The sequence below is a fragment of the Methanobrevibacter sp. genome (assembly GCF_017940815.1).
In the GTDB taxonomy this organism is placed as follows: Archaea; Methanobacteriota; Methanobacteria; order Methanobacteriales; family Methanobacteriaceae; genus Methanocatella.
Genome location: NZ_JAGAXX010000028.1, coordinates 33,498 through 57,645, shown reverse-complemented (window position 1 = coordinate 57,645; position 24,148 = coordinate 33,498). Strand labels below are relative to the sequence as shown.

Sequence of the window (24,148 nt, the reverse complement as noted above, 5' to 3'; positions counted from 1 at the left end):
GAGGTTAATGATGAAAAATATTGTAATTGGATCAGGGCCTGCAGGAAGATTAGGGTCATTAGAACTTGGAAAATTGGGAGAGGACGTCACATTAATTGAAAAAAATCATATAGCGGGAACCTGTTTAAATGAAGGGTGCATGGTTGTTTGTGCACTTACAGACATTACAAAATTTATTGATGAAAATAACAGATTCAACAAACACGGTTTCATTAAAAGTCAACTAGAAATTTCTTACGATAAAATCGTTGAAAAGATTACCGAAACACAAGTCAAGCTCAGGCAACTAAACCAAATGGAAAATGAAAGTGTTGGAAACAATGTGATTTACGGCGAGGCCAAAATTGAGGATAATCAGGTGATTGTAAACAACGAAACTTTCGATTGGGACAACTTACTAATAGCTACCGGTGCAAGACCATTCATTCCACCGGTAAAAGGATCTGAATTTGGGTTAACCAATAAGGACATATTGAAACTTGATGACGTTCCTGAAAAGCTAAACATAATAGGCGGAGGAATAATCGCCTGTGAAATAGCCAACATCTATGCCACACTCGGAAGCGAAGTCAATGTTATTGTGAGAAGCACATTTTTAAAGGAACTCAGTGAAAACACTAAAAGGTACGTGTTGGAAAAGATTATTCCAAATGTCAACATCATGGAAAATACCGATGTTATTGAAGTGTTCAAGGATAAAGTTTTGACAAATGACGGCCAAGAGCTGGAAGGTGTGCCGTTTTTTGCAACAGGAAGAACCCCAAACAGTGAGATTGCAGAAGGATTTGTTGAATTAAATCCTGACAAAAGCATCAAAGTTAATGAAATGATGCAAACTAATGTAAGTAATGTATATGCTGCAGGAGATGTTACTGGAGGATATCAACTAACCCCAGTAGCAAGAATGGAAGGCATCACAGCTGCAAGAAACATGGCAAAGTATGGAAATAAAGTGAGCTACAATTGCATTCCTCAAACCTTAAGTTTGAACACCGAAGTGAGTTTTGTCAAAAACGAAAAAACAAACCTTGGCGAAGATGAAAAGGCAACAATTGCAATACCTGGAATAGCCGGACCGGGAGCTTTCTGGAAAATACTCGAAGGAAATACCGGATATACCGAAATTGAATTCGATAAGAACAAAAATAAGATAAATAAAATAAATTCAATATCCCCCTCCTCAACCAGTGATGTGGCATACCTATCTTACTTGATGAGAATGGATTATGATTTGGATGATTACAGTGAGTTTCTAGAAATTCACCCTTCAACCGATACAAACTACAAAATTATAAAAAATCTGTGGCTATAATGCCACTATTCTACTTTTTTTAGGATGCTGTCAGCCAAATTATCTGCGGCATTCATACACACATCCCCATAATACAGCGCATTTTCCTGCAGGGAATCATAATTTTCAAAAGCTTCCTGAATGCTTTCGTAAACATCACCAACGTCTGATTCTATCATAGCGCCTTTGAATACTCCCGCCATGTTCTGGTATCTTCCCCATTTGACACGAGCAAGAGCAACAATAGGTTTTCCATTAGTGAATGCTTCCTCCAGTGAAACCCCGTCATCAGTGAGAACAGTCAAGTCAGCAAACTTGAACAGATGATTAATCCAGTCAATATAACCAGCATAGATTATTTTATTTTCATCGATCAAGTCATAATACTCATCCTTAAGAGGCAAACCCACCAAAACAAGGTTATACTCATCAGTCTTGTCTGCAACAATATTGATACCATCAATTATTCCTTTAAAGATTGAAGATCCTGAAGAAAATACAATAGTCTTTTTATTTTCATCAAAATTCGGATATTGCTTTAACTTTTGAAGAGCAATGTCGGATTCACCCTTTCCCATATCATCGGATAACGGATAAAAGGATTTTTCCATATTCTTAGGCAATTTATCCCATCTGAATTTATTCAATTCTGGTAAAATATAACAATGATTGAATTTTGGACACACTCTTGAATCGAGAGGAGTTGAAATTAAAGAAAAAGTAGGTTTACGTGCAAATTTACCTCCAAGAGAAGCAACAATAGCTCCTCCACCCAATATGCCCAATACAAAATCAGCTTTTGATTTTTTAATAGCCTTTCTTGCTTTAAAAGTAGCAGAAATCAATTTCAAAGCTCCCTTAAGAGCAGACAATTTAGTGGCAGAGTGACCTCCCGCTTGAGGAACAGATATCTTATGCCAAGAATATCCGTTTTTTTCAAATAAAAGACCCGGAGCAGATTCATCTAAAGCAACATCACATTCAACACCCCTTTTCTCAAGTGCAGACATGGTGTTTAGAGCAATCATGGCATCTCCCCCCAAACCTCTACCAGTGACAATAAGTAAACATTTCAAAAGAATCACTCTCCTTTTCCTAAACGAGGAATATAATTTTTTGGAACATATTTTTCGTGATGTCTTGCATGAGGATTGTATACTAATCTTCTGAAACCTAATGAAATCAATAATGGGTTTGTTATCCTATATTGATTATCTCTTAAAATCCATTTTCTGAGTAAGTCTCCTAATCCCCCTCCAGTTAAAACGTCCATGAAATAATCTCCGAAGGTAGGGTCAAGCAATCTTAATTGCTGTCTGAAGAACACTCTCAAATTGTTTCTTCTAACAAATGCAATCAATGCGGTTGTGATAAATCCGAATACAAGCACACCCACCAGTCCGCCCATAACATAATAAGCTAGACCAAGTGCAATTCCAAATGTGTGATTTCCAACTTCGCCCAACATGATTTTTCCTGAAAAGTCAAGCGGAGAATAAGCCATGCATACAACCAATATTAATAATGGAGTGTAAATAGCAGGAAGTTCAGCATATGGCTGAGATCCGACAATCAACATTGCAAAAATTGTCAAAACAGACATTATGATTGTTACAATGCATGTAGAACCCGGTTGCATGTCTGAAATGTTTAACGGCTGCACCATTAACGCAATAAAAATTGAAGATACGCCCAATCCTTCAAGCAAACCAACAACCATTACAATGATTATTCCGATACCCCTAGACAACTGTCCCCATTCCATACCGAACGGAGATTTCTTTCTTCCCAAAATGTCGTCAATTAATGCAAAAATACCTATTATTAAAATCAGATTATTAAAACCAGGCAACATATAAAAAGACAATATTAAAAATGGAATTATACCCACAGCACGTGGAGTTCCACCCCTAACGTTTGGAAACAGGTTTCCCAAATATCCTCTTTCGCCCAAAAATCTAAATATTATATTTATTACAGCAGTACCTATTGCAGATATGACAAAAACAAATATTAATGCAAAAAGTATCGATGTATACATCATGAAAATCACAGTTGATAATAATTTATATATATGATTTTAATTTTTCTTAATATATAAATATTAATTAATTTTATACCTTAGGATAGCCGCCATGCCTCCAAGACTTTCCAATTGTTTTCCGCCTTCATGCTCGCTACTGACAACCATTACATCACCTTTCATATTCTCGACCATATCCATGGAATCACCCATGTCCTCTTCGGCAACCTGAGTATCCAAAATCAACAGTTGCGATACTGCACCCAAGTTGATTGCATTCTGTGTTTCTTTTACACCATAAGCAATTTTTGAGGAATTTTTACCGATTTCTGAAAGCAGATTATTGATTGCACCCATTTCCTGAGCCACACGATTCTCTGAAGTTAACTTTTCAACAGTACCTTTCTTTAAAACCTCAGAAATCCCATTTCTACCTCCGGCACCTGTGGCTTCAATGATTGATATTTTGGCAAGGTCTTGGTGCTTATCCTTTAAGTAATCGTAAAAGTCGTTTTTAACAAAACCGGGCCCTGCAATAACAATATTTTGAATTGAATCGAATTTTGTGATGGACTCTATTACCTTCTCATAGAATTGGACAATGTTCTTTTGACGGTTCTTATCGATTATGCGCTTGCCTGAAACATGTCCCTTAATCGGACCGTAGTACTCTATTCCGAATTGTCTCATAAGTCCCAATGTTGCAGTGTCATCCTCAAGAACCACAATTATCGCAGATAATTTTTTGGATGCTTCAATAGCCTGATTCAATCTCTTGATGGCCCACTTTGGCCACCTGTTTTTTGTGATTGACAATGGAGTGTTGAGCTTGACTTCCAATGTATGGTGTGATCCGAGAGGCACCAAGTCTTCAGGACCCCTTGTAATTACGCCGGTTAGTCTTAACTTTCCTGTGAAGAGTTGAAATGAAATGTTTTCGATGTCCAGTCCTAAAGTAAATGTTTTCTTAACTCCCCTATCACTTCTAACTTTATCCCCGGAAGTGTCTTGTATACGCCTGGTTGTTTTTGATGAAGCGTTGTCGCCAACCTCAATAATGTGGGACAGATGCCACAAATCGTCCAAGGTTTCAGGAACAACCTTAACAAAACCTTCCTTCTCATCTTCGTTTATAACTTTCATAATAACATTAATTAGTTATAATGTAATACTATTAAAAATTTTTGAAGAAATGGAACAATCTATTTAAATAATTATAATCATTAAATATTAACTGATTAATATGAATGTTGGAATAATTGGAGGTAGTGATGGTTTAGGAAAAACACTAATCTACTACTTCAGGGAAGAATTTGAAGTATACATTACAGGAACCGACCACAATAAAGGTAGAAACGTTGCAAAGGAATTGGGCGTCAATTATATCGAGTCCAATGCAGGCCTTGCAAACATCAGCGACATACTCATCATATCCGTTCCAATCCAGTACACATCAGACGTCATTCAGGAAGTTGCACCTTTCATGAAAAGCGGATCCCTGATGGTTGACGTTACAAGTGTCAAGGAGGAACCCTCAAAGACCATGGCGGAATGCCTGCCTGAAACCGTTGAATACATTCCAACACACCCTGTTTTTGGTCCCCGCACAACCGAGCTTGACAATCAGGTCATAGTTCTGACCGCAGACAAGAAGGGTGAATGGTACAGCAAGGTTTATGATTACCTTTCAAGCAAGAACATGAGAATAATTGAAACCACTGCCGAAAAGCATGATTTCATGATGAGCATCGTCCAAGTTCTGACACACTTCTCCTTTATATCAACTGCCTCTGCAATTGAAAAGCTGAAAGTCGATTTGAGTGAAAGCGAAGACTATGAAAGTCCAATATACAATCTGATGATTGATATGATTGCCCGTATTGTAGCTCAAAATCCATATTTGACATACAATATCCAATCCATGAACAATAACGGGCCAAAAATCAGAAACACCTTTGCCGAAGCGGTCATCGAATTGAGGGACGTCATAAATAACGGAGATGAGGACTCATTTGTCGACATAGCAATCAAGGCAACCAAACATATGGGCGACATTAAGAATGCATTGGGTAGAAGTGACAAGGCAATCAACGCATTGAGCCATGAGTTCACATTATTGAACAAGTCAATAGGCAAAGAGGTTGGCCTCAAACATATCTATTCAGGAAAGATTCATGTTGGAATACTGGATGGAATAGAGGACAAGACCGCCATCTTAAAGCGTGGCAATCAAGTCAAGAGATTGCGCATAGCAAACATTGAAGTTTTAAGTGATGAGGAATTGTATGACTGGAAAATCAATAATTTGAACAGTAAAACCGAATCCATAAGCTGCATCTTCTCCAAGAGCGTCCATGTCGAAACAATCCAAAACACAGTCATGAATCTGGACAACATCATCGACATCAAACTGACAGACGCATATAACGGACCTCAGATTGCAGATGATTCAATCAGCCTGACATTTGAAGTCACAGCGTTGTCCAAAAGTGACATTGAAAATGTGAAAAACTTATTCACAGGTTTTGGTGGAACCATAAGATAATGTTTCGAACAATACGAACAAAAGTTAAAGTGTCTAAAAGTAATTAAATTTTTAAATTTAATATAGCACTTTAATATTTATTATTTTTTATAAATTTTTATTTTAAATTATTTTTATAGTGTCAACACAACAATAGTTTATATTTTAAATAAATAACCTTGTTTTATACCTATTTGAAAAAATGTCAAAACCGAAACATTTATATAGTAAGACATACACAGATTACTTTGTCAATAAAGTTACAAAAAGTAACAAAAAGATTTTGACATTACAATTACAATACATTACAGCCAAAAAATGGAGATGATATCATGGCAGAAAATGAAATCACACTAAAAGTTGCAGAAGCAATTTCACAAAAGGATGTCGGCCAAGGATTGGCAAGACTCGATCCAAATGTCATGGACGAGTTAGGAATCCATGAAAGAGACCTGATTGAAATTGTTGGAGAAAGAAAAACTGCAGCTATCGCTCTTCCTTCACAAACTGATATCGGACTTGGAGTAATAAGAATAGATGGACTCGTTCGTAAAAACTCCGGTGCAACCATCGGTGGTGAAGTCACTGTTAAAAAAGCAAAAGCAACAGAAGCAAAAAAAGTTGTTTTAGCTCCAACTGAAGATAACATTCGTGTACAAGGAGATGTTCGTGGACTATTCGCAGGAAAAGTAATGGTCCAAGGGGACATAATAGGATCACAAATCCGTGCACCAAGACCAAGCATGGGAATGGGATTCAACAGCCTCTTCGATGAATTGATGGATTTCACCCCAGCAATGCGCGAAATAAAATTCGCAGTAGTGTCCACAAGTCCTAAAGACATCGTGATTGTGGGACCAAATACAGAAGTGCAATTACATGAATCTCCTGTGGACGTTTCAAAAATCGAGGGAGTAAGCAACCTCGTTGATGTAAGCTACGAAGACATCGGAGGTCTTAAGGAAGAAGTCAAAAAAGTCAGAGAAATGATTGAGATTCCTCTTAAAAGACCAGAACTCTTCGAAAAATTAGGAATTGCACCTCCAAAAGGTGTATTGATGCACGGACCACCTGGAACAGGTAAAACCTTACTGGCAAAAGCAGTAGCCAGTGAAAGTGACGCCCATTTCATTTTAATAAATGGGCCAGAAATCATGAGCAAATATGTGGGCGGATCTGAAGAGAACCTAAGAGAATACTTCGAAGAAGCAGAAGAAAACTCCCCTTCAATCATATTCATAGATGAACTCGATGCAATTGCTCCAAAAAGAGAAGAAACCAATGGAGAAGTTGAAAGAAGAACCGTTGCACAACTTCTAACATTGATGGATGGACTCAAATCCCGTGGCCAAGTCGTGGTAATCGGTGCTACCAACCGTCCTGATTCCCTTGACCCAGCACTCAGAAGACCTGGAAGATTCGACAGGGAAATTGAAATTGGAGTACCTGACACAGAAGAAAGAAAAGAAGTGCTTGAAATTCACACCAGAAACATGCCTCTTGCAGATGATGTGGACCTGGACAAAATCGCAAATACCACCCACGGATTTGTGGGAGCAGATCTCGAATCATTATGTAAAGAAGCTGCAATGAGAGTAGTAAGAAGAATATTGCCAGAAATTCAAAACGACGAAGAGATTCCAAAAGAAGTTATGGAAAAAATCGTGGTGAACGGAGATGACTTCAAGAACGCACAAAAAGAAATCCAACCTTCCGCACTAAGGGAAGTCCTTGTGCAAATCCCAGACATCAAATGGGACGATGTTGGAGGACTTGAAGACGTAAAACAAGAACTTAAAGAAGCTGTAGAATGGCCTTTAAAACATCCTGAAACCTTCCAACGCCTAGGAATCAGACCTCCAAAAGGAACATTGCTTTACGGAATTCCGGGAACCGGTAAAACTTTGCTTGCAAAAGCGGTTGCAAGTGAAAGTGAAGCGAACTTCATTTCCGTTAAAGGACCTGAACTCCTGTCCAAATGGGTCGGAGAATCCGAAAAAGGTGTTCGTGAAGTATTCAGAAAAGCAAAACAGGCTTCCCCAACTGTGATCTTTTTCGATGAAATCGATGCAATAGCCAGCGCACGTAGCGGAAACGACACTGACAGCGGAGTGACAAAAAGAGTGGTAAACCAATTGTTAACTGAAATGGACGGTCTTGAAGAGCTTGAAGACGTTGCAATCATTGCGGCAACAAACAGGCCAGACATTCTGGACACAGGACTCATGAGGCCTGGAAGATTCGACAGACACATTGAAGTCGGAGAACCTGACGAGGACGCAAGAGTGTCCATCTTCAAAGTGCATACAAAAGACATGCCACTTGCAAAAGACGTTGATCTTAAAAAATTAGCCAAAAACACAGACGGTTATGTCGGAGCAGACATTGAAGCTGTTTGCAGAGAAGCTGCAATGCTTGCATTAAGAGATGACCTTGAAGCTAGTGAAATCCCATACAAATACTTCAAAGAAGCAATAGACAAGGTGAAGCCAGGAAACAATCAAATCCAAGAAGAACAGTTAGTTCAATACATGTAGGGACAAACACTCCCTACACCATCCTATTTAACTTCTAACCATATTTTAACCTCGGGAAAGATAAGGACAATCTTTCCCACAACCTCCATTATATTTATCGCATTCTCTATTAAATCTGGGGAGGATATGGAATCCTCCCCCAACCTCCATTTAAAAAAAAAGACTTATTTTCTAGGCAATATATAATCTGAAGGAACAATACCCTTATTGAAATATTGCCTTTTATATTCAATGAAATCAAATCTAGGACCACTGACACCCCATTTAGGATTATAACCAAAAATGTTAATATATTCCTCCAAATCAGATCGCTCATCCATCATTGCCTGAGTGACATTATACAACGCTTTTGTATCATCGATTGCCCTGTGGAAATTGACTTCATCAATACCATAATGCTTAACGGCATCGATTAGCTTGTGAGGAAATTCCTTACGGTCTTTCAGGACTGTTACAGTATCAATCCAGTCAAGGCCAGATACGATGTCATCAGCCTCATCAGGAAAATGCCTTTTTAAAAGATAGTATACAAATGCCAAGTCAAACTGGCAATTGTGAGCAATCATCAATGTTCCCGGAGTCAGGTTATCCTTCAAATCGCAAGCAACTTCCCTTTCACTTATCCCCTTAGTTATAAGCATCTCATCTGTGATACCGGTTATTTCAGTGATTTTTGGAGGCAAATCCTCATCAATGTTTATGAATTCATCATATTCGGTGATGTTTCCATCATCATCAATCAGCATCGCCAGTTCTATAATCCTGCAGCTTAAAAAATCGAGACCTGATGTCTCGGTATCAAAATATATCACTTTCATTTTTTACATCCTAAATTAACTTATTTGGAGTATCATCCTTGTTTCTCGGATAATTATTGGTTGTTAGAGGCTTGCCGATTTTTTCAAGCCTAATGTCCAAGAACCTGCGGCCATCATCACTGGCACAGAAAATCGGAACCTTAACCCCATAGTAATAAGGCTCATGCTCGTCAGCATACTCATCAATTGCCTTTGAAGCGCAAGCTGTTACAATGTCTGCATTTTCAAAAAGCATTTTAACCTCATCAGCACTGGCGCCTGTTGTGTGGGCCACGAAAATATAAACGTTAACGCCATCATCAACAGGATAATTCCTTATCTCCTCAACCATAGGTGAAGGAAGTATTGTTATTGCAATGTTCTTATATCCCCTATCCAAAGCCAGTTTCAATCCTTCCAATTGATTCAATTCAGCGGTTTCGGGGTTCAGAATTACGCAATCCTTTTCCTCTAATTTTTCAATGACTTCAGGAATGGGGGTTGTGCTTACAAGGCCTGACACCCTTCCGCCGACTCCCTGAACGACGCGAGGATTGGTCATGAGCAATGTTCCGGCACCATCACATGCTCCGACAACACAGTCGATGTTTCCTTTTTCCATATTGGTCTTGAGAATTTCAGATATTCCAACAGTGACCAAATCATCCATCTCAACAACCCTTTCTGGAGTGCACATTCCGAAATCATTGATTCTGAAATTAATGTTCTTGCGTATGAATTCCTCATTTAACTCTTCCACTCCATGCATTGCATGAAACATAGGACAATATTTCATGTCTGATGAGCCAACTTCAGTGATTTCACCGTTTTCGATTACCACACGCACTTTTCCCAATGTTTCAATAACATGTCTATCTTTAACCATATAACCACCAATGTTTAATAATATTAAAACGACAATATAAAAAATTAATTCTATATATTAAGAAAATCTAATATTATTAATGATTAGTCAACATGAGGGATAAATTTGACTCAAAAAAGTGAAGCACAAAAAGGCAACATCACACCAGAAATGGAGTTTGTTGCTCAAAAAGAAAATATAGATGTAAACAAGCTAGCTAAATTAATTGATATGGGAAAAGTAGTAATTCCCAAAAATGTAAATGGCCATTCAAAACCATGCGGTATTGGAGAATGCCTGACAACCAAGGTCAATGCGAATATCGGTTCTTCATCAAAGATTGATGACTTGGACTTGGAAATCAACAAGGCAAAACTTGCACAGGAATACGGTGCGGACGCATTGATGGACTTGTCAACAGGTTCAGATTTGAAGCTGTTCAGGAAAAAGATTATGGATGCAGTTGATTTGTGCATTGGAACCGTTCCAATCTATGAGGCAGGAGTAGTCACCTTAAACAAGGGCAATGAAATCATTGACATGGATCCTGACGACATCTTCAAGGCAATAGAAAATCAGGCAAAAGAGGGAGTGGACTTCATGACACTCCACTGTGGAATCACAAAGGACCTTGTCCAAAAGCTTAAGGCAGCAAACCGTATGATGGGAATTGTAAGCCGTGGAGGAACATTCATGGCATCATGGATCAACCACAACGATATGGAAAACCCATTATATGAAAATTATGATTATCTATTGGAATTATCCTATGAATACGACATCACATTATCCCTAGGCGACGGATTGAGACCGGGATGCCTATCAGATGCAAGCGATATCCCTCAAATTCAAGAGCTTGTAAACCTGGGAGGATTGGTCAAAAGGGCACAGGACGCAAATGTTCAAGTGATGGTTGAAGGGCCTGGACACATGCCTTTAAACCAAATCAAGGCAAACATGGAAATACAAAAGACAATCTGTCACGGAGCGCCATTTTACGTTTTAGGACCTCTTGTGACTGACCTCGCTCCGGGTTATGACCACATCACAGGAGCAATAGGGGGAGCAATAGCTGCAACCGCAGGAGCAAGCTTCCTATGCTATGTGACACCTGCAGAACACTTGTCCCTTCCAAGTCTTGAAGACGTTAAAGAAGGAGTTGTCGCATCCAAGATTGCTGCTGAAGCAGCAGATGTTGCAAAAGGACTTCCGCAAGCTTGGGAAAGGGAACGCGCAATGGCAAAGGCAAGAAAGGAATTCGATTGGGAAGCACAGTTTGACCTTGCATTGGACAAGTCAAAACCTAGAAAATACCGTGACAAGTGCGAGCTTGACGATGATGAAATGTGCGCAATGTGCGGAGAGTATTGTGCAGTAAAAATAGCTAAAGGCGATTTCTAATGAAATATCAAGAATTGGTAGACGTGTACTCAGCCCTTGAGGCAACTACAAAAAGACTGGAAAAAACCGAAATCATAGCGGAATACCTGAAGACCCTAGACTCCGAAACCATTGAGAAAGTTGGGCTTTTGATTTTGGGAGTAGTATTTCCCGCATGGAGTTCAGAGGAAATAGGCATTGGTGGAAAATTAGTTGAAAGGGCAGTTGCTGAAGCGGTCGGCACAACCCAGGCCGCCGTTGAGGATGCCGTTCGTGACGAGGGAGACATTGGTCTTGCTTGCGTCAAGCTATATGCAAAAAAATCCCAGATGACCTTCTTCTCACAGCCCCTTACAATCGACTTTGTCTTCAACAGCCTGAGAAAGTTATCCCAGATAAGCGGTTCAAGGTCAACCAATCGTAAAATTTCAGTCATCCTGGAGCTCTTGTCACAGGCAAGCGCAACTGAAGCGAAATACCTGACAAGGACCATCACAGAAGAGTTGAGAATTGGAGTGGGTGACGGAGTGGTCCGTGACGCAATAGCCCAAGCTTTCAATATCGACAAGGCAATCGTTGAAAGGGCGCAAATGCTTACCAATGACTTTTCAGTCGTAGCAAGAACCGCCAAGGAGGAAGGTGAAGCGGGACTTGCCAAACTTAACCTTACACCAGGAACTCCTGTAAAACCTATGCTGGCACAATTGGCACCTCCCTTAGAGGAAATATTGCCTGAAATGGGCGAAGCCCTTTGTGATACAAAATACGATGGAATAAGACTTCAGGTTCACAGAAACGGCGATGAAATCAATATTTTCACACGCAGACTCGAAAACATCACCCATGCACTTCCGGAAATCGTTGAACTGTTCAATGAGCACATGCCCCATGAGGATTATATTGTAGAGGGAGAGGTCATAGCCACACGCGATGGAAAACCTTTACCTTTCCAAAACGTCCTTCATCGTGTTAGAAGGAAACACAATGTTGAGGAAGCTATGGAAAACGTTCCACTGAAAGTTTACCTGTTTGATGTGATGTATTATAAGGTTCCAATGATTGATGAAGCCTTGAAAACCAGAAGGGAAACACTTGAAAGCATTGTAGATACCTCAGTTGATGAGATGAACTTGAGTACCATGAAATATGGAAATGCAGACAACATCGATGAAATCCAAGCGCTCTTCGAATGGTCCATCAACGAGGGACATGAAGGAATCATGATCAAGGACACCACCTCCCCATACATTCCAGGATTAAGGGGCAAAAAGATGCTCAAGTACAAGGCAGAGCCTGAAACATTGGATATGGTGGTAATCGGAGGAATATACGGTATCGGTAAAAGAGGGGATTTTGTCGGATCATACCTGTTGGCCTTAAGAGATGAAAACAACGAGTTCAAAAGCGTTGCATTGGTCGGAACCGGCCTTGACGATGCCACTCTTGAATACCTTACAGGAAGAATGAAAGAGCTTGAAATATCAACAAAAGGCCGTGAAATCAAAGTAGAACCAAAAATCGTTCTGGAAATTGCATTTTCAGAAATTGTCGAATCCCCAGAATATGAAACCGGTTACTCATTAAGGTTCCCTGTCGTTAAAAACATCCGTAAGGACAAAAGTCCGATGGATGCAGACACTGTTGAAAGGCTCCTTTCAATGTACCGCACAGGAAACTAGTTAGGTAGAGCTTTGACTCTACCGATTACCTCACTTTTCAAAAAATAAACAGCAAAAAAGCACCCTGATAATCTATATACAAACTTATTTTTGTCAAATCCTCTAAAAGGAGTATGCAATAATTTTAACCTAAAATAAACCTTGCAATCATCTCGTCACAAGTATTTAAATCATGAAAATCCATTATCTTGTATGGAAATCACTGACGACAAACTACTGAAAATTGCACTGGTAACTTCACTGATTGGAATAATCGGCCTGATAGCATTCACTCCAACAATTGAAGTTAAGGAAATTGACATTAAAGACATAAACAGAGGAATGATTGATGAGGAGGTGAAAATAACCGGAGTCATTACCGAAGTCAGCCAATCAAGTTCAAAGACAAGCTATTTTTTGACAATCAACGATGGGGAATCTCAAACTCCACTGATTATTTTTGAAAGCCAAGTGGCTGAAATTCAATCCAGAAATTTGGATATTGAGGACTTTAAGAATAGAAAGGTCCAGGTTGTCGGGACAATAACCGAGTACAATTCAAATTTGGAATTGATTTTATCGAATGGGGACAGTCTGAGAATAATCAATTAACAATATATTTATTAATCAAAATCCAAAAATAAGACATGTAAATTTTATAGGAATTAAGAACATGTCTAATAAAAAAAGATTATTTGGAACTTTTGGAGTTAGAAGAACCGCTAATGACGTTTTAACACCAGAATTTGCAACAAGACTCGCAGCCAGTTACGGTACAGTTGTTCAAGGAGTCGTGGCTGTTGGAGGAGATACACGTACTTCAACTCCAATGCTGATGGAAGCCGTTAAAGCAGGACTGTTATCATCAGGCTGTGATGTTGTGGATTTAGGAATATTGCCGACTCCAGGTGTCCAGTATGCAGTTCGCAAGTATTATGACGGAGGAGTCATGATTACTGCTTCACACAATCCGCCAAAATACAATGGTATTAAATTCTTAGATGCAGACGGTATTGGAATACCTGACGATATGGAACTTGAGATTGAAAAATTATACTTTGATGAAGAGCCAAAAAGAGCAGAATTCTCTGAAATCGGCCAGATATATCACAATGATACGATAATTGATGAATATGTTGATGAAGCAATCTCCAAAGTAGATGCTGAAGCCATTAAAAACGCTAATTTAAAAGTTGTCGTAGACTGCGGGTCAGGTGCAGGATGCTACACCGCGCCATATTTGATTCGCAAGTTAGGTTGCGACGTAACCACCCTCAACTCACAGGCAGACGGATTTTTCCCAGGACGTGACCCTGAACCTATTGAAGAAAACTTGCAGGAATTGATTAGTGTTGTAAAAGAACTTAATGCAGACATTGGTCTTGCTCACGATGGAGATGCAGACAGAACCATCTGCATTGACGAAAAGGGCAATTTTGTTTTAGGAGACAAGACATTCACCCTTGTTGAAAAACAAATGCTTAAGGAAAACAATGGAGGAACCATTGTCACCACCGTTGCAACTTCACAGGCAATTTATGACGTTGCAGAAGAGTACAATGGCGAAGTGATTGCCACTGCTGTTGGAGACTTGCTCGTTGCTCGTAAGCTTAAAGATGAAAATGGTTTATTCGGAGGAGAGGAAAACGGAGGACTGATCTTCCCAGACTTCGTATACGGAAGAGATGCAGTAATGACCGTTGCAAAAATCCTTGAAATCGTTGCAAAAGAAGGCAAACCATTATCTGAATTGGTGGCAGAGCTTCCTGTTTACTATGCAAGCAAAATGAAAATTGAATGTCCTGATGACGAAAAGGAATTTGTAATGAACAGCATTGCAGATGAAATCAAAACCACAACCGATTTCGAATTGGACTTGACCGATGGAGTCAAAATCCTAAAAGACGACGGCTGGGTAATCATCAGACCTTCAGGTACCGAACCGATTTTCAGATGCTTTGCGGAATCCGACTCACAGGCAAAAGCTGACGAAATGACCGATTGGGGAATTGGCTTAATTGAAAAATACAAAAAATAATTAAAACAACTCCCATCACCATTTTTTCTTTTAATTTTATTGAAATTTTGATTAAATAAAAAGCAGATTATATCAAAATATTGATTTTAATCAAGGATTATTTCAAAATTATAATATCTTTAGTAAAAAAATAAGAGTTTGAATGTAGTAATCTACATTAAAAGTTTTCTAAACATTCTTCTTTTAAGAAAAACGCATCTTCATTATCAGGATTTCTAAGTAAAACCTTATTGAAACTGTCAACTGCCTCTTCAAATTTACCCAGTTCCATCAGCACAACACCCTTATTCAATAAAAAGTCTATGTTGTGTTTTTCCAAATCTATTGCCTTATTGAAACATTCGAGAGCCTCATCAAGCATTCCCAAATCAATATAAGCATTACCCATACGGTTTATCGCAGAAGCATCCATTTCAGAATCATCCAAACATACCTCAACAGCCTTGTCAAATGATTCAATAGCTTCCTCCAACATTCCCATGTCAGTCAATAGGTTTCCACGGGAGTTCCAAACTTCAGGATTTTCACCGTCAATCACAATAAGCTTATCATAAACCTTCAGCGCATCGTCATACCTTCCGAGCATTTCTAAAATGAAGCCTCTCCAGTACAGGACAATTGGGCTGCTTGGCCTATAATTATATGCGATGTTACTCACCTTCAAAGCCTCATTGATGTTTCCTGAGTTCAGAAGTGCAATAGCCTTATTATTCAAAATGTAAATATTGGCCGGCTCATATTCGAGTGCCTTGTCATAGCAATCAATCGCATCGATGAACCTGCCCAACCTTGACAAATTGTCTCCCTGCTTGTTCAATAGATAAACATCGTTAGGATCCAATTTCAAAGCAGCATCATAACACATTGTTGACTTATCGAACTTACCACTGTCAAAAAGAATGTCTGCTCTCTTTGTTATCATTGCCTTTTCGTCGATTTTGTCTCCTTTCCAATCGTCAATGTGTATCTTTTCAAAATAGATTATTTGAAATTCCTCATCAGGATCAATTTGGCCACCGTACATCTTTTTAAATTCTCTCAACATATCTTTAGAGTCTTTAAAACCTTCTTCACGAGCCAATTCATCATTATCCTTAATTAAAGAAAAAGGAATAGTTTCAATACCAGTTACAAAAGCCTCAAAAATCTTCATCTTTTCTTTTGAAACAAGATTCCAGTAACAATATAATCTGTCACCCACCTTAAGCGGTGTTTTCCACGCCTTACGAATGGTTCTGGTTTTCTTACCAGTGATAACATCAATATCATTACTTGAAAATGACAAAATAGGTATTGTAAACACTCTCCCTAGATAATTTGTTCCCCAAACTCACCTGACTTAACCTTGACAACCCCATCAAAGTAAGGTTTGATTTCCTCTGCCAACTTAGCTAAGTCATGAGGATTTGGCACTTCAACTTTTTCTAAAGCCGGATCTAGAACATTTTTATTTCTGAATTGTTGAATAGTGTAAACTTCTGATTTGATTTCGTCAACCAAATTGATAATGTCTTTTTTAGTGTGTAATGTTGGAACATATGTTGTCCTTATTTCCAAATGAACTCCAGCATCATTTATATATTCCATTGACTTTTTGACTTCAAAACCTACATTTGCACCGGTGATCTTACGATACTTTGAAAATGTGGTTTTAACGTCAAGTGAAACATAGTCCAGCAGATTCAAATCCAAAATCTCTTTAAGTTTTTCCGGATAGATGCCACTTGTATCCAATTTGGTTTTCAAACCAATTTGACGAACATATTCTAATATTTCAATAACGGCATCGGTTTGAACTAACGGTTCTCCTCCAGAAATCACAATAGCATCCAAAAAGTCAGCTGAAGAATCAATTTCATCCTTGATTTCTTCAAAAGATTTTTCAGTATTGTCTTCAAGCAATTCCACATTATGACAATATCTGCATGCTAAAGGACATTTGGACATGAAAATGACCAGAGACATGTTTCCATGAAACTCAACAGAAGATATTACTGTTCCTCCCACATACATTAGTTTAAAACCTCTTTTAAAATTTCAATAAATTTCTTATCTTCTTCTAAAGTACAGATACTTATTCTAATCCAATACTCATCCAAACCTTTAAATGATGTGCAATCCCTAACAATGATTCCTCTTTTCATAAGCTCCAAAGCAAGTTCTGACGCTGTAAAACCAGTGTCTTTTATGCCGATTAGCATGAAATTTGACTTGGATGGAAATACATTCAACCCATCGATTTTTGAAATTTCGTCGTATAAGTATTGCCTTGATTCAATACCCTTTTCAATGGACTGTTCAATATACTCAGTGTCCCTGAATGTGTTGAGTGCAGCAACAAATGACAATCTTGTAAGGGAGAATACCGGCTTGATTCTGTGCATGTACTCAATGATTTCATCGCATGCAAGACCGTAACCTATTCTCATGCCCGCAAGTCCCAATACCTTAGACATTGTACGGATAATGAAAATATTGTCAAATTCGTTAATCAAATCTTTATTTGTGACTTCTGAGTATTCAAAATAAGCCTCATCGATGACAATTAAAATATCAGGATTTTTACCTGCAATGTCCATTAGAATCTCCTTATCTATCAGAGTTCCTGTAGGATTGTTCGGACTGCATAGGAAAATCATTTTGGTTTTTGGAGTTATGGCGTCAAATATTGAATCAACATCCAACTTGTTTTCATCCAAATCCCATTTTGCATAAACCGGTTTGGCACCATATTGCTTTAATAAGTATTCATAGTACATATAAGATGGTAAAGGGACTATGAACTCGTCCCCATTATCAATAAATGTTTTTGCAAGAACATCAATTATTTCATCAGCACCATCCCCACCAATAATGACCTGAGAAGATTTAACTCCAGAATATTTTGCGATTTCATCCACAAGTTCATGCAATTGTGATTCCGGATATCTGTTAATGGACTTAATCTCATTTTCAATAGCTTTCATTGCTTTTGGAGATGGACCCCACGGATTTTCATTTGAACCCAATTTGATGATATCCTCTTTTTTTAAGTTAAAATCACTTGCAATCTCATCTTGAGATTTTCCAGGCACATATGAATCCATTTCTTCTACAATTTGTCTTGCTTTCATAATTTAATCTTCCTTATATTGTTTGGAAAGTTTAACATAATTTTCTGCATTTTTTCGAATCATTTCGATTTGTTCAGGTGAGACCTCTTTTATTGCTTTTGCAGGAACTCCCAATATCAAACTGTTTTCAGGAAATTCCTTTCCTTCACTTACAACTGCTCCAGCACCGACAATGGAGTTTTTAGAGATATGGGCACCATTCAAAACGGTGGCATTCATTCCAATCAGCACATCGTCGTCAATCTTACAACCGTGAACAACAGCACCATGACCAACAGATACGTTTTCTCCTATTTCAACAGGATATCCCTTGGTACAGTGCACAACACAATTATCTTGGACATTGGAATTGTTTCCAATGGTTATGGAATCTGTATCTCCCCTCAAGACTGCACCATGCCAGATTGATACATCTTCACCTAATTCAACATCGCCAATTACTTGTGCTTGTGGGCATATTACAACAGAGTCTTTAATATTTTCCATAATATCGCCTATTTCTTCTTATTCTTATCTTGTATAATATGATTCTGTTTTACCAACACTCTTGTATCGGAGGGTACATCATCATACAATAAAACCCCTGAACCGATAGTGGCATTGTGACCTACCTTAACACCCGGTGAAAAACTTGAGTTGATACCTGTTTTCACTGAATCCCCAATGATGGAACCGAGTTTACGTCTTCCACTATCAATCATCTGATTTTTGATTTTGGTTTTTACAGATCTATTATCAAAACGTAAGTTAGCAATGTTAGTTCCGGCAGCTATATTACAATTGGACCCTATGACTGAATCCCCAACATAACTTAAGTGGCTAACATTGGTATTTTCCATAATGATAGAATTTTTAATTTCAACGGCATTTCCAATATGGACATTGTCTCCAAAGTAGGAATTGCCTCTGATATAACAATTAGGACCCACATCACAGTTCTTACCGATGTACACGTTTCCTTCAATGTACACACCGGCCCTTATGATACTTCCTTCATCCAAAAAGACCTCACCATGAATGTGTGCGCCGTCTTCAACATGACCCTTGATTTCTGTCTTGAGTTGGCCGATTAACTCTTCGTTTACCTCAATCAGTTCCCAAGGTCTTCCGACATCGATCCAATCTTTATCTGTTTTATGGCCGATGACTTTTTTGCCTTCGTTAATTTGCAAGGTTACTGAGTCGGTAATCTCGTATTCTCCTCTCTCAGAAATCTCAGTTTTATCAATCTTATCGAATATGTCCTTATTAAAGACATAAATCCCTGCATTAACCAAATTACTTGGCGCCTCTTCTTTTTTAGGTTTTTCAACTATGCTTTTAATGTTTCCGTTCTCAATTTCAACTACACCAAATGCAGAAGGGTCTTCCACCTCTGTCAAAAGCATCAAGGTATCTGGCTTTAAATAATTGAATTTTTTAATGATTTCATTAATAATTTCATCATCTAAAATGATATCCCCATTCAAAACAATCAAACTATCTTCTATAAAATCTTTACCATAACTTATGGCATTCGCAGTACCTAAAAAGTCTTTTTGTGTTTGATATGTAATGTTAACACCAAAATCACTACCGTCGCCAAAGTAATCCCGAACCATTTCTTCTTTATATCTTACAATCAACAGAATATCCTTAATTCCATTATCTCTTAATGATTCTATATTATATTGGATGATTGGCTTTCCAGCAACTGGCAACATGGTCTTAGGCTTTGTAAGTGTTAATGGCCTCATTCTAGAACCTTCACCAGCACTTAAAATAATCGCTTTCACTTTTATTATCCCCTATAAAATATCTAATAATATTATATGTTTAACTTCTTACTTATTAATTAACTTATCTAATCAAATAACTAATTTTAAATAATAGTATCAATAAACTCAAATTATATTAGCTATGCTAATCGCAAAAATATAAAGGAGATAATAAAATGACAATATATGTTTGTTTACACTGTGAATACAGATTCGATTCAGAAAAAGGTGACCCTGCTTACAACATTCCTGCTGGAGCAACTCCTGCAGACATGCCAGATGATTGGGTTTGCCCAGAATGTGCAGCATTAGGTATTGATGCATTCATCGCAGAAGAAGAATAAGAAATCTTCTTCATTTTTTATTTTTTAAATCGACTTTTTTTCAAACCAACTAGACAACTGTTAAAAATATTTATATAATTTAATTTTAAAAACTAATATTGTAATTTTATTTACTTAACATATTTTTAAAAATATAAGCGTGGGAAATAAAATGAACAGAAGAAAAAAACTGATAATAGCTATTCTCTTAGTTATTCTCGTGGGACTATTAGCTTCAATTTATGGTGCTTTAAACGGAGGTCCTGACCTTTCACAAGAAAATAAGGACATCTTATTATTAACAGCAGATAAATACGAGCAATCAAACGGAGGAGTGGACATGGCTTTCATGATCCATTTGGAAAACGGAAGTTTCTCTAACTACACTCCAATTTATCCAGGGGGCATGACTCACCCGTCCCAACCTGCATCCAGTGCAATTGGTGGAGGGAAAATGTTCATGCACGACTGTCTCTATGACGGAATAGACGATGGTATGCAATATGCAAAAGAAATTGTGGAAGCAAACACAAACATGACCCCAGATGCAGTAGTTCTCGTTTATGACGAAGGAGTAGACAATATTATTGATTCAATACGTCCATTAAAAGTAGACGGTGAAGTGACAAACCTTAGTGCAACAGACATCATTCGTGAAAACGATGCATATAACGGATATGCAGGTAATGATGCTGTTTCAGGAAACATGTCCAGATCCGATGCTGTAATGGTATTAGTTAAAGCATTGGCACAAGCTGCAGCTCAACCAGATAAAAAAGCAACAATGGTTCAAGCAGCATTAAAAGAATATTCCAATGGTAACATTGTAATGAAACCTGAAGGTTCATTTACAAAATTATTAGCTACAAAAGGAATTGAATCGTTGAGTTAATTTAAATCTCTTTAAAGAATTCTAATATTCTTTAAAGAACTTTTTTTATTTATTTTTTGTATTAAAAAAAAGATTAGAAGATAGGTAATCTTCTATAAGTTTTCATTGATTATTTTTACACAAGTCTCTTTGATAGATTCGGCTCTTGCCTCATCGCGAGACTCCAAGGTTATTCTGATGTAGTCTTCAGTTCCGGACGGCCTTACCAACACCCAGCTATCATCAGCAAATGTCAATCTTACACCATCAAGAGAGTTTACCTCAACAATATCATCAAAAGCGTCTTTCAGCAACTCTTCCATATTTTCCATCACTTTAACCTTAGCCTCTTTTGAGCAGGTTATTTTTTCACGGATGTTTGGATAAGATGGAATCTCCGCAAGCAGTTCAGACAGTTTGCCCTTATTGGACACCAGTTCCGCCATTCTCAAACCGGACAATATTCCGTCAGGACACATGCAGAAATCAGGGTGCAACCATGTTCCTGAAGGTTCTCCTCCGAAACTTGCATTCTTCTCAATTATGACTTCAGCGACATTCACATCCCCTACAGGAGTTCTGAATACGTTACCTTTGACTGACTCGTCCATGCATAATCCTGCATCAACAGTGGTCACCACATCTCCATCGAACTCTTTTGATATCAATGCGAGTAATGAGTCGAATGGGGAGATTTCGCCGTTTTCATCAACAGTAATCATCCTGTCGGCATCACCATCATGGGCAATACCCAAGTCTGCCCCAATAGCTACAACGGTCTTCATCAAGGTCTGTAAGTTTTCGGCATTCGGTTCTGGGTTACGGCCTGGGAAAAATCCGTCAGGTTGGGAATTCAATGTTGTTACCTCACAGCAGGCCTTTCTGAATACTAATGGTGATATTTCACTTCCTGCTCCGGATGCACAATCAATTACAACCTTCAAACCTTCCTTAATGTCAACCATGTCAACAAGGTCATCGACATATTGACCCTTGATTTCATCGTTAACACTTAATTTACCTACTTTGTCCCAAGTTACTGAAATGTATGACTTTTCAGCGTATATATCTTCAATTTCCGCTTCCTGAACGGAAGTGTATGCCATACCGTTTTTATTCCATAACTTTATTCCGTTATATTGGGACGGATTGTGTGATGCGGTCAACATTATTCCCGCATCGGCATCGAGTTTTTCAGTAGCATAACCAACTAAAGGTGTTGGAACCATTCCAATTTTAACTACATTAACACCGCTTTCAAGCAAACCTGCGGTGATTGCTTGGTCAAGCATCTTATTTGTAGTTCTTGTGTCATATCCTAAAACAACAGTACCTTCATTGCCGAGATAGTATGCCAATGATTTACCTACATTTAATGCTAATTCACAAGTCACTTCAGAACCTATCTTTCCCCTAATTCCTGATGTTCCAAATAGTTTTTTTGCTACCATAAAACCACCTATGCACCGAATTTGTGAGCATAATTCATTAAGTCCATCATGATGTTCATTACATCTGAACCTCTGATTCTGTTGAGACCTCCTTTTGCGCAGGCACGTTCAGAGAATTCGCAAACATCATCCACTCTTACTTCAGGACCTCTGATAAGCACTGGAACTGGGTCACCTGAGTGATTCATCACTGAAATTGGAGTTGAATGGTCAGCAGTCAAGTAGATGTAGACATCTTCAAGCTTTATCAATTCGCTCATTACCACTTCATCAACCTTTTCAATGAATTCCTTTTTCTCCATTGTCTGGCCGTCATGTCCCGCCTCGTCGGCACCGTCAATGTTTATCAAGAAGAAGTCATGGTCGGAGTTTTTGACTTGGTCGATTATTGTGTCACGAATGTTGTCAAGGTTGGTGTCGATTCCACCGGTTACGTCTTCCATTTCAATAATGTCCATTCCTGCAAATCTTCCGATACCCATTATCAATCCTGTTTCTGCAATGCATGCTGAATTGACTTCATATTTTTCATTTAAGGATTCCACAACAGGAACCTCACCTGCTCCACGAGGGATTACTATGTTTGCAGGAGGTTGGCCTTCCTCAATTCTTTTTAGGTTTACAGGATGGTCTTTGACCATTTCATAGGTTTTTACAACCAATTTGTTTAGGATGTCCGCTGTTTTTGCAGCTTCCGGAGTGTCATCAAGAGCTTTCACTTCTTTAGGCTTGTTTCCTTCCACCTTAGGGTCTGCGTCACTTACTTTATCAGACAATCCTTCACCTCTAAGCACTAGAACTGCCCTGTGTCCGGTTGATTCCTTGAATATGATCTTGATGTCAGGATAGTCTTCAAGAACCATTTTATTTAATTCCGCAACAATTTCATCAGTTCCTTCCTTGATTCTTCCTGCACGCCTGTCTGTAACGATTAGGTTTTCGTCAGCTGTTGAGAAGTTGCATCTGAATGCGATGTCACCCGGAAGGACTTCAACACCCACACCGTTTGCCTCAAACGGTCCTCTTCCGGTGTATACCACATATGGGTCGTATCCTAAAATTGACAAGTGTGCGGTGTCACTTCCAGGAATTATTCCTGGTGCGATTGAATCCATTATTCCAGTTATTCCTTCTTCAGCCATCTTGTCCATATTAGGAGTGTGGGCAGCTTCCAGGGGAGTTTTGTTTCCCAGTTCCTTAATCGGACGGTCGCCCATACCATCCATGATTAAAATAAGACCTTTCATAAAATATCACCTTTAATAAATTATACTATTATAAGTTTTATTTTTAATAGTTAAAATAATTTATTTAAAAATGCATTTCAAATTGGTGATCGGATAATATCAAAAAATAGAATAAAATTTTGATTGCATTTAATTGAAAAATACCTTGATTAAATTGATAGTTATCAATTAATTATATAAAATAATGAGTTGTATTTTTAATTATATTGAAAATAATTGTAGAAAAAAAGAACTTTCATCTAGGACATATAGATGAATCAATAAAAAAATAAA

General features: G+C 38.2%; 21 protein-coding genes. 9 read left to right on the top strand and 12 right to left on the bottom strand.

Going from position 1 to position 24,148, the window contains the following annotated elements:
• Positions 1 to 10: 10 nt before the first annotated feature.
• Entirely contained in the window at positions 11 to 1,312 is a 1,302-nt protein-coding gene (locus ILA26_RS04010) for an NAD(P)/FAD-dependent oxidoreductase (protein ID WP_292894300.1), read from the top strand.
• Between the two features lie 5 nt (positions 1,313 to 1,317).
• On the opposite strand, the gene ILA26_RS04005 is transcribed toward ILA26_RS04010, so the two are convergent.
• From ILA26_RS04005 to ILA26_RS03995, 3 genes are read right to left on the bottom strand one after another with little or no spacing between them, the layout of a single operon-like run.
• A complete protein-coding gene (locus ILA26_RS04005) occupies positions 1,318 to 2,367 on the bottom strand; it encodes a glycosyltransferase (RefSeq protein ID WP_292894298.1) in 1,050 nt (349 codons plus the stop codon).
• 5 nt (positions 2,368 to 2,372) lie between these two features.
• On the bottom strand, positions 2,373 to 3,335 hold the full coding sequence (locus ILA26_RS04000) for a cell wall biosynthesis protein (RefSeq protein ID WP_292894296.1): 963 nt from the start codon (positions 3,333 to 3,335) through the stop codon (positions 2,373 to 2,375).
• Between the two features lie 60 nt (positions 3,336 to 3,395).
• Positions 3,396 to 4,457, bottom strand: a complete 1,062-nt coding sequence (locus tag ILA26_RS03995; protein ID WP_292894294.1) for an mRNA surveillance protein pelota — start codon at positions 4,455 to 4,457, stop codon at positions 3,396 to 3,398.
• Between the two features lie 91 nt (positions 4,458 to 4,548).
• Here ILA26_RS03995 and ILA26_RS03990 point away from each other — a divergent pair, with 91 nt between their 5' ends.
• Both ILA26_RS03990 and ILA26_RS03985 read left to right on the top strand, forming a co-directional pair.
• Complete coding sequence (locus ILA26_RS03990) at positions 4,549 to 5,859, top strand: prephenate dehydrogenase (RefSeq protein ID WP_366514878.1); 1,311 nt, start codon at positions 4,549 to 4,551, stop codon at positions 5,857 to 5,859.
• Between the two features lie 311 nt (positions 5,860 to 6,170).
• Complete coding sequence (locus ILA26_RS03985) at positions 6,171 to 8,375, top strand: CDC48 family AAA ATPase (protein WP_292894291.1); 2,205 nt, start codon at positions 6,171 to 6,173, stop codon at positions 8,373 to 8,375.
• A 164-nt stretch (positions 8,376 to 8,539) separates the two neighbouring features.
• Here the strand turns inward: ILA26_RS03985 and ILA26_RS03980 are convergent, their stop codons facing one another.
• Complete coding sequence (locus ILA26_RS03980; RefSeq protein WP_292894289.1) at positions 8,540 to 9,193, bottom strand: 3'-5' exonuclease; 654 nt, start codon at positions 9,191 to 9,193, stop codon at positions 8,540 to 8,542.
• Between the two features lie 10 nt (positions 9,194 to 9,203).
• The gene (locus tag ILA26_RS03975) at positions 9,204 to 10,058 is read right to left on the bottom strand and encodes a methanogenesis marker 8 protein (protein WP_292894287.1); all 855 of its coding nucleotides are present in this window, start codon (positions 10,056 to 10,058) and stop codon (positions 9,204 to 9,206) included.
• 105 nt (positions 10,059 to 10,163) lie between these two features.
• Here ILA26_RS03975 and thiC point away from each other — a divergent pair, with 105 nt between their 5' ends.
• The 4 genes from thiC to glmM (ILA26_RS03955) all read left to right on the top strand — a co-directional run bounded on the left by thiC (position 10,164) and on the right by glmM (ILA26_RS03955) (position 15,113).
• Entirely contained in the window at positions 10,164 to 11,438 is a 1,275-nt protein-coding gene (gene thiC / locus ILA26_RS03970; RefSeq protein ID WP_292894285.1) for a phosphomethylpyrimidine synthase, read from the top strand.
• Positions 11,438 to 13,096, top strand: coding sequence for an ATP-dependent DNA ligase (locus tag ILA26_RS03965; protein ID WP_292894283.1), 1,659 nt, complete (start codon positions 11,438 to 11,440; stop codon positions 13,094 to 13,096). The genes thiC and ILA26_RS03965 overlap by 1 nt, the downstream gene beginning before the upstream one ends.
• A gap of 192 nt (positions 13,097 to 13,288) precedes the next feature.
• Positions 13,289 to 13,687, top strand: coding sequence for an OB-fold nucleic acid binding domain-containing protein (locus ILA26_RS03960; RefSeq protein WP_292894281.1), 399 nt, complete (start codon positions 13,289 to 13,291; stop codon positions 13,685 to 13,687).
• 61 nt (positions 13,688 to 13,748) lie between these two features.
• Positions 13,749 to 15,113: a phosphoglucosamine mutase gene (gene glmM / locus ILA26_RS03955; RefSeq protein WP_292894279.1), complete on the top strand. Its 1,365-nt coding sequence runs from the start codon at positions 13,749 to 13,751 to the stop codon at positions 15,111 to 15,113.
• Positions 15,114 to 15,270: 157 nt separating this feature from the next.
• On the opposite strand, the gene ILA26_RS03950 is transcribed toward glmM (ILA26_RS03955), so the two are convergent.
• The 5 genes from ILA26_RS03950 to glmU are packed head-to-tail and all read right to left on the bottom strand — an operon-like array spanning position 15,271 to position 20,007.
• A complete protein-coding gene (locus ILA26_RS03950; RefSeq protein WP_292894329.1) occupies positions 15,271 to 16,407 on the bottom strand; it encodes a tetratricopeptide repeat protein in 1,137 nt (378 codons plus the stop codon).
• 14 nt (positions 16,408 to 16,421) lie between these two features.
• Entirely contained in the window at positions 16,422 to 17,126 is a 705-nt protein-coding gene (locus tag ILA26_RS03945; protein ID WP_292894277.1) for an anaerobic ribonucleoside-triphosphate reductase activating protein, read from the bottom strand.
• On the bottom strand, positions 17,126 to 18,226 hold the full coding sequence (gene hisC / locus ILA26_RS03940) for a histidinol-phosphate transaminase (protein ID WP_292894275.1): 1,101 nt from the start codon (positions 18,224 to 18,226) through the stop codon (positions 17,126 to 17,128). Before hisC ends, ILA26_RS03945 begins: the two co-directional genes overlap by 1 nt.
• A gap of 3 nt (positions 18,227 to 18,229) precedes the next feature.
• A complete protein-coding gene (locus ILA26_RS03935) occupies positions 18,230 to 18,712 on the bottom strand; it encodes a gamma carbonic anhydrase family protein (RefSeq protein ID WP_292894273.1) in 483 nt (160 codons plus the stop codon).
• A gap of 8 nt (positions 18,713 to 18,720) precedes the next feature.
• On the bottom strand, positions 18,721 to 20,007 hold the full coding sequence (gene glmU / locus ILA26_RS03930; RefSeq protein WP_292894328.1) for a bifunctional sugar-1-phosphate nucleotidylyltransferase/acetyltransferase: 1,287 nt from the start codon (positions 20,005 to 20,007) through the stop codon (positions 18,721 to 18,723).
• Positions 20,008 to 20,159: 152 nt separating this feature from the next.
• On the opposite strand from glmU, the gene ILA26_RS03925 reads away from it, so the two are divergent.
• Together ILA26_RS03925 and ILA26_RS03920 are read left to right on the top strand one after the other, a co-directional pair.
• On the top strand, positions 20,160 to 20,327 hold the full coding sequence (locus ILA26_RS03925) for a rubredoxin (RefSeq protein ID WP_292894271.1): 168 nt from the start codon (positions 20,160 to 20,162) through the stop codon (positions 20,325 to 20,327).
• 151 nt (positions 20,328 to 20,478) lie between these two features.
• Complete coding sequence (locus ILA26_RS03920; RefSeq protein ID WP_292894269.1) at positions 20,479 to 21,198, top strand: DUF4012 domain-containing protein; 720 nt, start codon at positions 20,479 to 20,481, stop codon at positions 21,196 to 21,198.
• A 92-nt stretch (positions 21,199 to 21,290) separates the two neighbouring features.
• Here the strand turns inward: ILA26_RS03920 and glmM (ILA26_RS03915) are convergent, their stop codons facing one another.
• Both glmM (ILA26_RS03915) and ILA26_RS03910 read right to left on the bottom strand, forming a co-directional pair.
• Entirely contained in the window at positions 21,291 to 22,628 is a 1,338-nt protein-coding gene (glmM, locus tag ILA26_RS03915) for a phosphoglucosamine mutase (protein ID WP_292894267.1), read from the bottom strand.
• An 8-nt stretch (positions 22,629 to 22,636) separates the two neighbouring features.
• Positions 22,637 to 23,875: a 2,3-bisphosphoglycerate-independent phosphoglycerate mutase gene (locus ILA26_RS03910; RefSeq protein ID WP_292894265.1), complete on the bottom strand. Its 1,239-nt coding sequence runs from the start codon at positions 23,873 to 23,875 to the stop codon at positions 22,637 to 22,639.
• Positions 23,876 to 24,148 lie beyond the last annotated feature (273 nt).

Excerpts from the sequence above, each read along its gene's own strand:
- hisC (WP_292894275.1), bottom strand. The coding sequence starts at position 18,226 with ATGAAAGCAAGACAAATTGTAGAAGAAATGGATTCATATGTGCCTGGA.
- ILA26_RS03975 (WP_292894287.1), bottom strand. The coding sequence starts at position 10,058 with ATGGTTAAAGATAGACATGTTATTGAAACATTGGGAAAAGTGCGTGTG.
- ILA26_RS03925 (WP_292894271.1), top strand. The coding sequence starts at position 20,160 with ATGACAATATATGTTTGTTTACACTGTGAATACAGATTCGATTCAGAA.
- ILA26_RS03945 (WP_292894277.1), bottom strand. The coding sequence starts at position 17,126 with ATGTATGTGGGAGGAACAGTAATATCTTCTGTTGAGTTTCATGGAAAC.
- ILA26_RS04010 (WP_292894300.1), top strand. The coding sequence starts at position 11 with ATGAAAAATATTGTAATTGGATCAGGGCCTGCAGGAAGATTAGGGTCA.
- glmM (WP_292894267.1), bottom strand. The coding sequence starts at position 22,628 with ATGGTAGCAAAAAAACTATTTGGAACATCAGGAATTAGGGGAAAGATA.
- ILA26_RS03965 (WP_292894283.1), top strand. The coding sequence starts at position 11,438 with ATGAAATATCAAGAATTGGTAGACGTGTACTCAGCCCTTGAGGCAACT.
- ILA26_RS03995 (WP_292894294.1), bottom strand. The coding sequence starts at position 4,457 with ATGAAAGTTATAAACGAAGATGAGAAGGAAGGTTTTGTTAAGGTTGTT.
- ILA26_RS04000 (WP_292894296.1), bottom strand. The coding sequence starts at position 3,335 with ATGATGTATACATCGATACTTTTTGCATTAATATTTGTTTTTGTCATA.
- ILA26_RS03980 (WP_292894289.1), bottom strand. The coding sequence starts at position 9,193 with ATGAAAGTGATATATTTTGATACCGAGACATCAGGTCTCGATTTTTTA.
- ILA26_RS03910 (WP_292894265.1), bottom strand. The coding sequence starts at position 23,875 with ATGAAAGGTCTTATTTTAATCATGGATGGTATGGGCGACCGTCCGATT.
- ILA26_RS03985 (WP_292894291.1), top strand. The coding sequence starts at position 6,171 with ATGGCAGAAAATGAAATCACACTAAAAGTTGCAGAAGCAATTTCACAA.
- glmM (WP_292894279.1), top strand. The coding sequence starts at position 13,749 with ATGTCTAATAAAAAAAGATTATTTGGAACTTTTGGAGTTAGAAGAACC.
- ILA26_RS03920 (WP_292894269.1), top strand. The coding sequence starts at position 20,479 with ATGAACAGAAGAAAAAAACTGATAATAGCTATTCTCTTAGTTATTCTC.
- ILA26_RS03960 (WP_292894281.1), top strand. The coding sequence starts at position 13,289 with ATGGAAATCACTGACGACAAACTACTGAAAATTGCACTGGTAACTTCA.
- ILA26_RS03935 (WP_292894273.1), bottom strand. The coding sequence starts at position 18,712 with ATGGAAAATATTAAAGACTCTGTTGTAATATGCCCACAAGCACAAGTA.